At 47.1% G+C, this 13,599-nt stretch carries 13 protein-coding genes; 8 read left to right on the top strand and 5 right to left on the bottom strand.

Features of this window, described 5'->3' with window-relative positions; all coding sequences use genetic code 11:
• Positions 1–36: 36 nt before the first annotated feature.
• The 4 genes from BP97_RS0104005 to BP97_RS0103990 all read right to left on the bottom strand — a co-directional run bounded on the left by BP97_RS0104005 (position 37) and on the right by BP97_RS0103990 (position 3,933).
• On the bottom strand, positions 37–1,629 hold the full coding sequence (locus BP97_RS0104005; protein WP_028547945.1) for a DUF2339 domain-containing protein: 1,593 nt from the start codon (positions 1,627–1,629) through the stop codon (positions 37–39).
• A gap of 127 nt (positions 1,630–1,756) precedes the next feature.
• Positions 1,757–2,491: a polymer-forming cytoskeletal protein gene (locus BP97_RS0104000; RefSeq protein ID WP_028547944.1), complete on the bottom strand. Its 735-nt coding sequence runs from the start codon at positions 2,489–2,491 to the stop codon at positions 1,757–1,759.
• A gap of 15 nt (positions 2,492–2,506) precedes the next feature.
• A complete protein-coding gene (locus tag BP97_RS0103995) occupies positions 2,507–3,130 on the bottom strand; it encodes a YhbD family protein (RefSeq protein ID WP_028547943.1) in 624 nt (207 codons plus the stop codon).
• Positions 3,131–3,297: 167 nt separating this feature from the next.
• On the bottom strand, positions 3,298–3,933 hold the full coding sequence (locus BP97_RS0103990) for a bifunctional 4-hydroxy-2-oxoglutarate aldolase/2-dehydro-3-deoxy-phosphogluconate aldolase (RefSeq protein WP_028547942.1): 636 nt from the start codon (positions 3,931–3,933) through the stop codon (positions 3,298–3,300).
• 263 nt (positions 3,934–4,196) lie between these two features.
• Here BP97_RS0103990 and BP97_RS0103980 point away from each other — a divergent pair, with 263 nt between their 5' ends.
• The 8 genes from BP97_RS0103980 (at position 4,197) to BP97_RS0103945 (ending at position 12,322) form a co-directional block, all read left to right on the top strand.
• Positions 4,197–5,804 (top strand): OPT/YSL family transporter, encoded by a 1,608-nt coding sequence (locus tag BP97_RS0103980; protein WP_028547941.1) that lies wholly within the window; start codon positions 4,197–4,199, stop codon positions 5,802–5,804.
• A 9-nt stretch (positions 5,805–5,813) separates the two neighbouring features.
• A complete protein-coding gene (locus BP97_RS0103975) occupies positions 5,814–6,875 on the top strand; it encodes a DUF917 domain-containing protein (protein ID WP_028547940.1) in 1,062 nt (353 codons plus the stop codon).
• A gap of 37 nt (positions 6,876–6,912) precedes the next feature.
• On the top strand, positions 6,913–7,848 hold the full coding sequence (locus BP97_RS0103970; RefSeq protein ID WP_028547939.1) for a DUF1177 domain-containing protein: 936 nt from the start codon (positions 6,913–6,915) through the stop codon (positions 7,846–7,848).
• 154 nt (positions 7,849–8,002) lie between these two features.
• A complete protein-coding gene (locus BP97_RS0103965) occupies positions 8,003–8,950 on the top strand; it encodes an aminopeptidase (protein WP_028547938.1) in 948 nt (315 codons plus the stop codon).
• Positions 8,951–9,122: 172 nt separating this feature from the next.
• A complete protein-coding gene (selD, locus tag BP97_RS0103960; RefSeq protein ID WP_028547937.1) occupies positions 9,123–10,187 on the top strand; it encodes a selenide, water dikinase SelD in 1,065 nt (354 codons plus the stop codon).
• 76 nt (positions 10,188–10,263) lie between these two features.
• Positions 10,264–11,307 (top strand): tRNA 2-selenouridine(34) synthase MnmH, encoded by a 1,044-nt coding sequence (gene mnmH / locus BP97_RS35180; protein ID WP_036745467.1) that lies wholly within the window; start codon positions 10,264–10,266, stop codon positions 11,305–11,307.
• 164 nt (positions 11,308–11,471) lie between these two features.
• Entirely contained in the window at positions 11,472–11,924 is a 453-nt protein-coding gene (locus tag BP97_RS0103950; protein WP_028547936.1) for a DUF948 domain-containing protein, read from the top strand.
• A 23-nt stretch (positions 11,925–11,947) separates the two neighbouring features.
• On the top strand, positions 11,948–12,322 hold the full coding sequence (locus tag BP97_RS0103945; protein WP_028547935.1) for a YtxH domain-containing protein: 375 nt from the start codon (positions 11,948–11,950) through the stop codon (positions 12,320–12,322).
• 90 nt (positions 12,323–12,412) lie between these two features.
• Here BP97_RS0103945 and BP97_RS0103940 read toward each other — a convergent pair whose 3' ends face one another.
• The gene (locus tag BP97_RS0103940) at positions 12,413–13,564 is read right to left on the bottom strand and encodes a phosphodiester glycosidase family protein (RefSeq protein ID WP_028547934.1); all 1,152 of its coding nucleotides are present in this window, start codon (positions 13,562–13,564) and stop codon (positions 12,413–12,415) included.
• Positions 13,565–13,599 lie beyond the last annotated feature (35 nt).

Here is a 13,599-nt window from a genome sequence, read left to right as displayed (position 1 = left end):
ATGGTTTTTTTCTTCGCCGTACCGCTTCTAAATCGTTTATTGCTGCTCCTGCTGAGCCTCTTCATTCTTTAGTTTGGGGATACCGCTTTGCCATTTGCCGTTCACATAAGCAATGCAAAATGTAATGATGCCTAGGATGAACAGGACAATAACTTTATACAATGTTTCACTTCCCGCTAGGTCGAACACTAACGTCTTCGCGGCAACACACAAGAGGACGAGCGAGCCGAATACACGGAATAATGATTGCCTGCTGTAGGCTCCCCATAAAAATAGCAGCAGAGCATAGATTCCCCATGAAATCGATAACGTGAGCTGCAGATCCAGCATGGGGTCCAGCTTGTATTCGGCAATCATGTTCTCTACTTGGACTGTCAACAGTCCTCCAATTATAAGATGGCTCATAATCGAATAAACGATTGACAGCAAGCGGTTGTCTTCTTGGCGCAGCGCACTGAAAGAGCCGTGTATGGAGAAATAGAAGCCCATAGCGGCTAGCAGCTCCCATGCTAACGCAGCCCAGTTGAAGAACGGAATATAAACCCCGAACCACTCGCCCCAAGGAGTGTCCCATGTAACGACAAACCAATAGATGACGACGATAAACCAGACTCCTATCGAAGCGGCTTTGAGCCAGCTGAGCTTTTTCCAAAGCTCGACGACGAGGAGTAAGCAGGCGATGAATAGCCACACATAGACATTGATAAGCGGCTTCGCAGCCCATTCTTTGCCGAACTGGGTAGAGGCGATTAATAGAAGCAGCCCGCCGCCAAGCAGCTTGGTGAGCACAGCGACATTGAATGATGAGGTCAAGCGGGACACGATAAAAGCCATCACAATGTAACCGAGTCCCATTATCAACAAGGGGTACGCATACGGAACAATACCGTTCAAAATAATCATGGACCATAAGCCGAAAACGATGGCGTTCAGCACACCAAGATATAGGTTCAATCCGTCAAAACGGACATTATTTTTCCAGGAAGAGATCAGGAAAGCTAGCACGTAGAAAATATAAGCAGCCAAAGCATAGCGGAAAGGTAAGCTCCAGAAGGAGGAGACGTCCGGGTCGAATTGAATGTAGTAAATCGCGTAGAGCGCCCAGGTTCCGATAAAGGATATAAGACGAAGCTCGGTCCAGCTTTGCCGGATACTGAGGATGAAGAACACACCGTTAAGAACGAGTAAATAAAGGAACAACGTAAATACTTGATCTGTCTCAGGCCTCAAAATCATAGGAGAAGCCAGCGCGCCCAACAGCCCGATATTCATGAGAATCCGCAGCTGAGCTTTGAAAGCAAGAATGCCGAGCCCGATCGTTAATGTCAGCATGCAAATAAAGACGGTCATTGAATCCCAGAGGGCGAAGTAAATGCCTGAAAAGCTGAAGGTCGTATACAAGAGGGCGGCACCCATACCTGCGACTATTTCCCCTGCAACAGGAATTTTTTGCATCCATTTGAGCCCGGCTAATGCGCAGCCTATTCCTATGGCAAGACCAAGAGCAATTTTCACCCAATCCGTAATCCAGCCCTGACTCCATGTATACTTAAACAAGTATAGGAACGAGCTTACAATAAACAGCGCTCCTAACAGGTGAATCCAAGATTTGCGCAGCAGGTCATTCATCTTAGCTTGTCATCTCGCTTCCATTATTTTTCAGAAGAATTATGAGATGATTGTAAGCGGAAAGGGTATGCACTCATAAGTACTAACTTTTTCTAGTACCTGTCATTGCGCAAGATAAGGTTACAATTTACAGTTGGACGCTGCTGTTAACAATAGCTCCATTGGCTTGTTCAAAATGCTCTTTATATTCCACATATTCGATCTCGCAGCCTGGGCCGATATGAACGGAGCTGCCCCGGACGACCTTGGCTTTAGTATATTCCAAATAAATTGAATCTCCCTCAATAGTATCTGCACTCAGCATGTTCACCGTACGAGGAGCCAAAGCGTGGAATAGCTCATGAAGACGGTACGCAAGACCGGATCGGGTGACTTTAATAGTATCTCCGCCGATTTCTCTTGCCGAGCAAGGTCCGAACAGCTGAATATGGACTGTACCTGCATTCAGCAACCCTCCAACGGTAAAGCCTCCTTTGGCTGAAAAGATTTCAGCTTCACAGTCTTTTTGTATCGTGATTTCGCCACCGATTCGCAAGTCGTCCCCGGTCAAGCTGCCTCCGATCTCCGAGCTGCCGTACAGCTTAAGCCGTTTAGCGGAGAGATCGCCACCAATATCCGAGGTTCCATAAATATGGACCTGATCGGAATCCACATTGCCAACTACAACAGACGTACCGTAGATCTTGAACGATCTGGATTTGACATTACCGTCTACGCGGCTTGTTCCGTGTACTCTGAAGTCGGTGCAGTCCAGATTACCGAAAACTTGGCCTTCTCCTGTAATTTTGACTTCCTGGTACACGCCTCCCGATGCGCTCCCGGAACCGGCAAGCACGAGCTTTTGTCTTATTGCATCAGCCATAAGGATCATCCTCCGTCAGTTTATTTTCATTTTCAATTCTTCAATGCAGACAGCAACATTCAACCGGGTAACGACCCGGATACCGGATTCGAAGAATACTTCGCCGGAGCTCGAACACAATAGAAACGACGAAACCCCCATTTTCCGTATGAAAATGATTTCCCCGCCGCTGCCTTGAAGTTTAGGATAATGTTCACTCAGTACTTGGAGTAAAATAGCCCCTTCATCAAGACTCATCTCGCCGGTTTGTAGCATTTTCTCAAGAATGAATAAGTGGAGAATGCGATCAAATGAGAAAATATCGGTGTCCCCGAGCCGATCGATATAGAAATTAAGAGACATATTCGAAACAATGTTACGTTCGAGGATTTCTTGCTTCCAAAGCGAGATTTCCGTTGGGTGAGGGGAGAGCAGGTCTGCCAGCTCATCTAATGACAAATCGTCTTTCATGTGTTTGATTTTATCAATTCGGGCCAGTATTTTATGCTTAGGGAAAAAGGTTTCTTGCCCCGTAAACGTTGATTTTCGAATAAACCAATCTTCAGGGATCAAGTTTTTGCGTTTCCATCGGTATAGTTGGCCATAGGATAGGCCGGTCAGTTCGAGTAAATCTTTCTTGGATATGATCTCTTGCTCCATGTGGCAGCACCTCCTTGCAAAAACTAGTGTAGCATAACAGTGTTACGTTGTAAATAATGAGGTGGCCCAGCTATTTTAAAGGGAAAAGGAAATGTGACCGTGCCAAAAGAAAAAGCCTTCCCAAAACCAGCATCGACTGGTTGGAAAAGCTTGTTGTCATTCTATTCTTAGCCGCGGGCGCTTGCAGTTAGACGTGCTGCTTTATCCCGAACCCATTCATAATTGCCATTTGCGATTTCCTTCAGGTTGACGAGCGAGCCGCCAATTCCTACAGCATAACAACCAATTTGCAAAAATTGTGCAATATTCTCTTCGGTAACGCCACCGACAGCTACCATTGGGATGTGACTTAAAGGGCCTTGCAGCTCTTTCAGATAACTGATGCCTAGGCTCGCTCCAGGGAAAATTTTGACTGCGGTCGCTCCCGCCTTCCAAGCCTTCACAATTTCTGTCGGTGTCGTTGCTCCCGGGAAGATCGGTGCGCCTTGCTCTGCGGAATAGCGGATCACATCCTCATCCATATTCGGTGTAACCAAATAAGAGGCGCCTGCCTCGAATGCTTTCTTCGCATCATCGATATCCAACACGGTGCCTGCACCAATATACATACGATCACCGAAGTTTTGTTGAAGCTTTGCGATCATATTTTCAGCGCCGGGAGTATTTAATGTAATTTCCATCACTTGTACGCCGCCATCTAGCAGTGCTTGAGCTACACCCGTAATATGCTCTTCCTCTACACCACGGACAATCGCTATAATCCGCGTATCTTCTATAAGTCGTAAGCCTTCTTCCCTTAGCATAATGAACCCATCCACCTCATCTATAAGATTATGAATCTATTATGCCATGCTTTGGCTTGATTGTTAACTTTAATCCATTGATAGAGTGTGGAATCCTTCAATGGATGGAATTGGATGCATTGCATGAATTACGGTTGCACAAGCTGTTGTATAAAGGAATGTTCGAACCTGAAAAAGCGAATAATGGATATGTAAAACACATGGTTGGTAAATTTGCGAAAAGGCTGCAGAAACCATCTGCATGAACCCAAGGGGGATTAATCATGGACAATGAAAAGAACCATCCTAGTATATTTGAACCGTTTGCGCTTGTTCTTAACATTGTAACGGCTGTGCTGGGCGCCATTATCGGTATGCAGATTGTGACGACTCTTGGAGTAACGCCCAGTACGTCCATTATTGGTGCGCTTGTTGCAATGCTTATCGCAAGAATACCGGTCGCAATGCTCAGAAAATACAAATCAGTGCATCGGCAGAATTTAGTTCAAACGTCTATATCATCTGCCACCTTTGGAGCCGCAAACAGCTTGCTCATCCCGATTGGGATTCCATTCGCGATGGGAGCTTCGAATTTAGTTATCCCGATGCTGATCGGTGCAGCACTTGCCATGTTCGTCGATGCAGCGATACTGTACAAGCTGTTTGATTCCAAGCTTTTTCCCGCCTCCAGCACTTGGGCTCCCGGTGTAGCCACTGCAGAATCCATTAAAGCCGGCGATACGGGGGGGAAGCGGGCAGGTTTGCTCGGAGTGGGAGCCGTCGTTGGGCTAATCGGTTCCTATTTCAATATTTCCATGTCCGCTTTCGGCGTAGCCTTTATCGGAAATATTTGGGCGTTAACGATGTTCGGTATCGGTTTGATGATCAGGCAATATTCGGTTCCCTGGTTTGATATCGATGTCAACAAGCTATATATAGCTCATGGTGTCATGATCGGTGCTGGTATCGTTGCCTTGATTCAGGCGGCCATGCTTATTTTCAGCAATCCCTCCAAGAAGTCAAAAGCTAAGCACAATAACTCTGCTTCTGATGAAATCGACGAAAGCAAGCTAACGAGATCGGTTCCTGAAGCAAGAAAAGCGCTTAGTATCGGGTTTGTTGCCTATCTTGTCATAGCGTTACTCATAGCGATTATTAGCGGGATCATTACGGAGATGTCTGTAGGCATGTTGATTGGTTTTATCGTATTCGCCGCCTTCGCCGCTTTTGTACACGAGCTTATCGTGGGTATAGCCGCGATGCATTCCGGTTGGTTTCCCGCCTTCGCTGTCGCCTTTATCACGCTTTTGTTTGGAATGATGATTGGCTTCCCACCGATTGCTCTGGCTCTTCTCGCAGGCTTCAGCGCCGCTACAGGACCGGCTTTTGCAGATATGGGGTATGACTTGAAAACCGGCTACATTCTTCGCGGTAACGGTGAAAACAGGGAGTACGAGCTGGAGGGAAGAAAGCAGCAATATATTACGGGAATGATTGCGTTCGGAGTCGCTTTGTTAACCGTGCTGGTTACATATAACAGTTATTTCTCGCAAAATCTTGTGCCGCCTATTGATAAAGTGTACGTTTCAACAATTCAAGCGGGTACTTCTTCTGAGGTAGCCAAGCAGTTGTTAATATGGGCTATTCCGGGAGCTATCGTTCAGTTGCTTGGAGGGCCTACCCGGCAGATTGGGGTTTTGTTTGCTACAGGTCTTCTCATTGCTACGCCAAATGCTTGCTGGGCGGTTCTTGTCGGTATTGCCATTAGAATTATTGTATTGAAAGCTAAGGGCAAAGAAGCCGAAACACCGATGAGTATTTTGGCAGCAGGCTTTATTGCCGGTGATGCGCTCTATAGCTTCTTTAACTCCATATTCAAAATGAAAAAGTGAGGTCCTTTCATGTCGATCATCAAGCTGGATGAAGAAATGGTGGAATACGCTGTTTATGGAGGTGCTGTCTTAGGCGGCGGGGGAGGGGGATGGATCGATGACGGGCTTCAGATCGGTCGATTAGCGCTCGAAATTGGACAACCAAAGCTTTACAGCATCGACGAGTTCCATGATGACGACTTGTTCGTAACCGTATCGATGGTAGGTGCGCCTGCTGCTAAAGATCAGTTCGTCAAACCGATTCATTATGCTAAAGCTTTGGATATTTTAACTCAGAAAATAGGTAAAACCGTTCATGCTCTTCATACAAATGAAAATGGCGCAGGCACTACCGTCAATGGTTGGTTCCAATCCGCCATAACGGGAATTCCGCTAGTCGATTTCGCCTGTAATGGCAGAGCGCATCCGACGGGAGCCATGGGCTCGATGAATTTATCTGAGGTGGAAGGCTATATCTCTCATCAAGCAGGTGTAGGCGGCAAGGAGGACAATTATGTTGAAATAAGCATCTCCGGTTCTCTTGAAAAAGCCGCATCTTTAATTCGTAAAGCATCAATCGAAGCCGGCGGGTTAGTTGCAGTGGCGCGCAATCCTGTGACAAGAGCTTTTGCCTTGTCGAACGGCGCCCCAGGGGCGATTACCCAAGCTATTGAGGTCGGGGAAGCCCTGCTGGCCCATAAAGGCGAAGCGGCTATCGATTCGGTTGTCTCCAAGCTTGGAGGCAAAGTTGTCGTGACGGGAACCGTTACCGATTTCCAACTCGAAACAGCAGGAGGATTTGACGTTGGAACGGTCCGAATCGATAATTCGCATGAAATGACCTTCTGGAATGAATATATGACCCTGGAGAAGGATGGAGAAAGGCTGTCTACATTTCCGGATCTCATCATGACGTTGGATGTCAAAACGGCCATACCTATCGTCACCGCTGCCATTCAGAAGGGCCAGCAGCTTGCGGTCATTGTCGTGCCGAAAAACAAACTGCTGCTGAGCAGCACGATGAGAAATGAAAAGCTGATGAAGCCTGTCGAAGACATCATAAACAAATCGATCCTACCCTATTTGGGATAAAACAAAACCAACAAGAATCAGACGGAGGGCTACGACGATGACGTTGAAACAGACGCTTATGACATTGGATGTAATGGACGACGGAACAGTAAATGGAGAGCGGGTTAAGCAGTTATTTAAAGATTTTACTGCCGTTTCTGTTCAGGTAACTGTTGTTAAAGGGGGCAAAGGAAGCACAGATTTCATCAAAATCGTGATTCCAGGTACGGAAGGAAAAAGCAAGGGAGGCAGCGCTCCGACATTCGGGATTATCGGTCGTCTTGGTGGAATTGGAGCACGGCCAACCCGTATAGGTCTTGTTTCTGATGCAGACGGTGCTGTAGCGGCAGTCGCTTCCGCTTTGAAGCTGGCAGAAATGCAAACGAGAGGCGACTCTTTAAAAGGCGATGTCATCGTCACGACGCACATCTGCCCGGATGCTCCGACAAGGCCTCATGAACCGGTTGATTTTATGGATTCGCCGGTCGACATTTTAACGATGAACAAGCATGAGATCGTTCCTGAGATGGAAGCCATACTATCCATCGATACGACCAAAGGGAACCGCGTCATCAATCATAAAGGAATCGCTATCTCTCCAACAGTGAAGGAAGGTTATATTTTACGGATCAGCGATGATTTGCTTCGTATTATGGAGATGACGACAGGACAACTCCCGGTCACCTTCCCGATAACTACCCAAGACATTACGCCGTATGGCAACGATCTGTATCATATCAATTCGATTGTTCAGCCTGCGGTTGCAACGGACGCTCCGGTAGTTGGAGTGGCTATTACGGCTCATTCCGCAGTTCCAGGTTGTGGCACAGGGGCAAGCCACGAGGTTGACATCGCATCAGCTGTCCGGTTTTCCGTCGAGGTCGCCAAAGAAGTGACTAACGGGACCTGCGAATTTTATAGTAAGTCTGAATTTGAGCGAATCCTTAAACTGTATGGTTCTATGAAAATACTGCAAACATCAGGTAATGCTTAGTGAATTGGAAACTGAGGCAGAGCAATCTTTCTTATTTGCAGGAAGGAGTCAGAGAGCTCGTTGCCCGTGCTTCCGGATTTCCTGTTGTATTGTCTAATGCCATTATGGCAAAATGAGTATCGGAAATGATTTAATGATAAAGGAAGTCATGCTGATGAATACGAAGCTTACAGAAATTAGTAAAAATGTTTTGCGCAATTGTTTGGGACTGAAAGAAAATGAAACCTTTCTCGTTGTCGCGGACGAAGTGAAGAAAGAGCTAGCCGAATCGCTGTTCGAAGCGGGTAAGCAGCTCGGAGCGGAATCGATGCTTGTTGTAATGAAAGAACGTTTGAAATCTGGAGAGGAACCTCCTGCCCCTATAGCTACGGCAATGGCCAATTCTAATGTGGTCGTATGCATTACGAAGCATTCCTTGACACATACGCAAGCCCGCAAACAAGCAGCCGCTGCAGGGGCAAGACTTGCAACGATGCCGGGCATCACTGAAGACATGTTTCTTGAGGGGGCTATCTCTGCTGACTATGTGAAGGTGAAGGAACTAACGGAGAAAGTCACGGAAATATTGACAAAAGGTCAAAAAGTACGAATCGAGAAGGACGGTTATACACTGGCTTTCTCCATTGCAGGAAGAAACGGAGTTCCGAGCACCGGCATGTACTTGAATCCTGGTGAATCCGGTAACCTGCCTTCCGGTGAAGCCTATATTGCTCCGATGGAAGGCCTGGCAGAAGGTCAGATTGTTATAGATGGATCGGTTGCAGGTATTGGAAAGCTGCAGTCTCCGCTGCGGGTTAAGCTTGAAAAAGGCCGAATTGTAGATACCGAAGGTCCTGACGCTTCTAGGCTGCTTCAAATTCTTGGCGATGGCGATGGCAGACAACTCGGCGAATTTGGTATAGGAACTAACGACAAAGCGAGAATCACCGGCGTTGTGCTAGAAGATGAGAAGGTATATGGAACGATTCATGTTGCTTTCGGAAGCAACAATACGTTTGGCGGCGTTGTTGCGGCTGGCGTACATATTGACGGAGTGGTTACGAAACCGACTGTATATATCGATGATCAACTTATTATGGAGAACGGACGATTTGTGGTATAAAAGGAAGCTGACGGATGCACTGTGCATTCGTCAGTTTTTTTGATATGTTCAAAGTGCTTTATTCAAGCGGTACAAAAGCTATTCATCCAAGGTTCCAATCTATATTTTCCGGCAATACTGTGATAATGTTGAGGTAAATGGAGTTCATAATGGTAGAAAGGGAGCTGATTCTATGAGTGAAGAACTAGCATCGAAAATTAAATTAACCTCGTTGTCTAGTAAAGGAGGCTGCGGCTGTAAAATCGGTCCTGCCGATCTGCAGCAAGTTATTAAAACGCTTCCTCAGGCAGATCATAATCCTAATTTGCTTGTTGGTCTAGATACAAGTGACGATGCCGGAGTTTACAAGTTGAATGATGATTTGGCACTCGTTCAAACGGTGGATTTTTTTACTCCTATCGTGGATGACCCTTATTCCTTCGGGCAGATTGCTGCCGCCAATGCACTTAGCGATGTATACGCGATGGGTGGCAAGCCTCTGACAGTGCTGAATATTGTCGCGTTTCCTATTAAAAAGCTGGATAAGCAGGTGCTTGCAGAGATACTGCGCGGGGCAGCAGATAAAGTCAAGGAAGCGGGAGCCACTTTGGTTGGCGGTCATTCCATTGACGATAATGAACCGAAATTTGGTCTGGCTGTCACCGGTCTTATACATCCGGATAAAGTAAAACCTAACGCCGGAGCGAAGCCAGGCGATAAATTAATTTTGACCAAACCTATCGGTGTAGGCATTATAACAACCTCAATTAAGAAGGATGCTTTAAGCGAGGAAGAAGTGAAGCGTGTTACCCAGGTTATGAGTACGTTGAATAAAACCGCTGCTGAAGTGATGGAGCCGTACACCGTACATGGTTGTACGGACGTAACTGGATTTGGCTTGTTAGGTCACACGGCAGAATTGGCTAAGGGCAGCTCTGTGGGAGTTCGCATCGGCTTTCAGCAGGTACCTGTACTGCCGCGCGTTCGGGAGCTTGCAGAGGCCGGCTTTGTACCAGGCGGCACTAAAAACAACTATGCTCATCTTGAAGGGACTGTCACCTTCGCAGCTTCTATGGATCAAATCGATCAATGGATACTCTGTGACGCCGTAACTTCAGGAGGCTTGCTGATCTCTGTGGCAGCTGAGGAAGCCGAGGGGCTGCTTCGCAGCTTGCTTCAAGCTGGTGTAGAAGCAGCCTTGATCGGCGAAGTGGTTACCGATCATCCAGGACAGATTAGCGTGATTGATACGTTATAGCTTGCAGCGTTCTAGCATTTCATATGATGATTTCAGTTAAAACCATAGAATGGGACTAAAGCAAGGAGAGAGGCTATTGTTTCAAGATATCACTGTAGAAGAGCTGCTGGAACAAAGACAGGAGCTAACACTGATCGATGTTCGGTCGCCGGGAGAGTACCGAGACTTTACAATTCCGGGAAGCTTGAACATTCCTCTCCTAGATGATGCGGAGCGGGCGGAGATCGGAACGACCTATAAACAGGTCAGCTTTCAAGCAGCGAAGGACCGGGGGCTGGAGATTATTTCAGCTAAGCTGCCGGAATTTATCAAGCAATTTGAGAAAATCGATTCGCGTAAAGCTGTCTACTGCTGGCGCGGGGGAATGAGAAGTAGAACGACAGCCACTGTGCTTGCGCTTATGGGAATCCGAGTCTACCGTTTGACAGGAGGCATTAGATCCTATCGGCAGTGGGTTGTGAAAACCTTGGAGACCTTCAAGCCGAAGCCTCGGTTCATTGTTCTTAATGGATATACGGGAACGGGCAAAACTTTGCTTCTCCGTAAGCTTGCAGAGCAAGGCGTCCCTGTCCTTGATATTGAAAGGCTGGCAGGCCACCGCGGCTCCGTGTTTGGGCAAATCGGGCTCAAGCCTAACAATCAAAAAACATTTGAAGCGCTGCTGCTTCAGGAGCTGCTTCGATTTAACGAGCAGCCCTACATTGTTGTGGAGTCGGAGAGCAAACGGGTAGGCAAAGTAGTATTGCCTGGTTTTTTACTGGATGCTAAAGAGCAGGGGATTCAGCTTCATGTAGAAATGCCGATAGAAGCTCGTATCAGGCATATCCTTGAGGAGTATAACCCTGCTGAACATAAAGAGGAATGCTTGTCTGCATTTGAGCGAATACAGAGACGCATCCATACTCCTATTGCCACGGAGATTGAGAGGCAGCTGTTGATGAATCATTACGCCGAAGCAGCAGCTCTGCTGCTCGAGCACTACTACGATCCTCGTTATGAGCATTCCAGTGAAAGACATGTTCACGATGATGTACATCTGCCTATAGATGACCCGAACGATGGAGTCAGTAAGGTAACCAGCTTTCTTCAACAATTGAAGCTTCAACAAAAAGGACCCTAATAAGGTCCTTTTTTGTTGCTTGTTAACGTAATCGGCTGTAGATTAACTAAGGATTTATATTTTTTTTCCATTTTTAGTGTCAAAACAGGTGGTTGCTACTTATAATGTACTATTCCATAGGCATTCGTCTAGGAAAGTTGCCGATGGGAGGGAGGTGGCGATACGTGATATGGCAAATCAGCGTATGCTTGGCATCCATAGCATTCATTGTCTTGGTCGGCTATCTCATTGCTATGCTTAGAGAATCCCGTAAAGCAATGCTTCAAGCGCAGGAGACGCTAGACGGCATCCGATCACAGCTGGAGCATACGGCGGAAGAATCGCTCCATACGATCAGACTCTCGAGGCAAGTGTTGGAGGATGTGCAGGGTAGATTAAAAGCTACCGACGGGTTTGTAGCAGCGATAGAGCAGACGGGGGAAGCGGCCAATACGCTATCCCATTCGGTGAAGCTCGTCTCCCGGACGTTGTCGGATACGGTTCTGGAGGCTCGTGAATCGCTACATAGCCGACAGGATATGGTAAAAGACCTAATAGAGCTGACGACAACAGGAATCCAGCTATGGCAACGTTGGCAAGCTCAGAGACCCTCCCCCAAAAGCAAATCGGACGAATGATCAAGATGAAGGAGATGAACAGCATGGCAGCGGATAAAAAAGGTAAAGACTTGTTGATCGGAGCCGTGGTAGGTACTGTATTAGGAGCAGTGACTGCGCTGTTGCTTGCGCCCAAATCAGGACGGGAGCTTAGAGCTGATTTAGCAGAAGGCGTTCATAACGTATCCGAGAAAACACAGCAGGTTGCAGGTACCGTATTGGATAAATCCAAGCAGATTGCTAGCACGATATCGGAAAAAACACAAACGATTGGCTCAAGCACATCCGAATGGGCAGGTAAAGTGAAGGATAAGGCACTTTCCTGGAAAAACGGCAAAACCGATGAAGCGGTCGAAGTACCTGTAGCAGCCACGGTTATCGTCACTGAAGAAAAAGAATCTGAGGGTGAAGAGAAGTAATATCTCTCCAATACAAAAAAACCATCCGTTCAGGTGGATAAACCTGATTCGGATGGTTTTTGCATGCTGAAAATGTAAGGGATGAGATCATTACCATTTGGATGGATCGATCTTGCTTGGATCCAAGCCTTGCCATATGTTGCGGATATCCGCTGACTCCGGATGATCGAATACGAGCCATGCCGTAGGCAAATACCGCTCCCCGTACTCGCTGGCCGGCTTATTGATGATTTGATTATCATGAACCAGTACGGTGGACGAGCCGCCATCCAGATTGGCTGCCGTGATGGCTCCATGCTCAAGAAAAATATTCTGAATATCAAACAGAGTGGCGCCGATACTGTGACCCGGCTGTCTGCCGTCGATAATGGCGAACATAATCGTACCGTCTTCCTTCTGCGCCATGCAGGTACGAGGGGCGATTCCCCAGCCATCCGCCTGATTCTTGATTTGCCCTACCCCGTTAACAATGAAGCGTGGAGCGAAGGTAACTGCTTCCTGTACTCCCATTTGCAGCAGCTCGGAAGGCTTATATTTCCCGGCGATCATCCGTCCTTCCTTATCGATGCCTACAATATGGTTCGGGGTGTTCATGCCCCCATCGTTATAGAAAATTTTACCGCCTGACATGACAAGGCCAGTCGGCTGGAATCCATTCCCCATCCATTCAGGGTCTACGAATCCTCCAGCATTGACGCCTGCCACTGCTCCTAGTCGTTTGACCATGGACGATACTTTCTCACCTTTGCCCACCTTGCCGGGGACGGCTATTCTCAGTTTTTTGGGATCGTTGACGATAAGCAATTTCCCTTTGAAATTCTTGCCTTCGATAGGCTCAATCTGAATGAGAGGCTTCTTCTCCTCAACCTTAGGCGTGGCATTGACTGGGGTGCTGACCTGTACCAGATGCTGATCCTTGACTTCGGTATAGGTGTCGAATTGTGCCCAGTAGCGGTTTACACGTTTCTCTAACTCATCATTACCGATCAGGTAAGCGGCCCAATGACGGTGCTGCGTTGAAATTAACGTATCAGCCATCAAATAGCGAAGATTCGTTCCCGATTCTGTTAAAAAGAACCATAAGCTAAAAACCATTCCAAACGCCATGAGTACAGACATCGTATAAAAAAATAGTGTAACCAGAGCGGAAGCGCGTTTCTTCTTCTTTTTTTTAGAGGAAGGAAGCTTCTTGGCGGCCACCGTCGTTCGCGTCTTAGGACTGCTCGATAAATTGGCTGACATTTCTTCTTTCCCTTCAAAATATTGGATTTCTACAG

The organism is Paenibacillus sp. UNC451MF (assembly GCF_000686845.1).
Lineage (GTDB): Bacteria > Bacillota > Bacilli > Paenibacillales > NBRC-103111 > Paenibacillus_S.
The sequence above is the reverse complement of the archived record's forward strand: the minus strand, read 5'-3'. Positions and strand labels throughout refer to the sequence as shown.

Excerpts from the sequence above, each read along its gene's own strand:
- BP97_RS0104005 (WP_028547945.1), bottom strand. The coding sequence starts at position 1,629 with ATGAATGACCTGCTGCGCAAATCTTGGATTCACCTGTTAGGAGCGCTG.
- BP97_RS0104000 (WP_028547944.1), bottom strand. The coding sequence starts at position 2,491 with ATGGCTGATGCAATAAGACAAAAGCTCGTGCTTGCCGGTTCCGGGAGC.
- BP97_RS0103995 (WP_028547943.1), bottom strand. The coding sequence starts at position 3,130 with ATGGAGCAAGAGATCATATCCAAGAAAGATTTACTCGAACTGACCGGC.
- BP97_RS0103990 (WP_028547942.1), bottom strand. The coding sequence starts at position 3,933 with ATGCTAAGGGAAGAAGGCTTACGACTTATAGAAGATACGCGGATTATA.
- BP97_RS0103980 (WP_028547941.1), top strand. The coding sequence starts at position 4,197 with ATGGACAATGAAAAGAACCATCCTAGTATATTTGAACCGTTTGCGCTT.
- BP97_RS0103975 (WP_028547940.1), top strand. The coding sequence starts at position 5,814 with ATGTCGATCATCAAGCTGGATGAAGAAATGGTGGAATACGCTGTTTAT.
- BP97_RS0103970 (WP_028547939.1), top strand. The coding sequence starts at position 6,913 with ATGACGTTGAAACAGACGCTTATGACATTGGATGTAATGGACGACGGA.
- BP97_RS0103965 (WP_028547938.1), top strand. The coding sequence starts at position 8,003 with ATGAATACGAAGCTTACAGAAATTAGTAAAAATGTTTTGCGCAATTGT.
- selD (WP_028547937.1), top strand. The coding sequence starts at position 9,123 with ATGAGTGAAGAACTAGCATCGAAAATTAAATTAACCTCGTTGTCTAGT.
- BP97_RS0103945 (WP_028547935.1), top strand. The coding sequence starts at position 11,948 with ATGGCAGCGGATAAAAAAGGTAAAGACTTGTTGATCGGAGCCGTGGTA.
- BP97_RS0103940 (WP_028547934.1), bottom strand. The coding sequence starts at position 13,564 with ATGTCAGCCAATTTATCGAGCAGTCCTAAGACGCGAACGACGGTGGCC.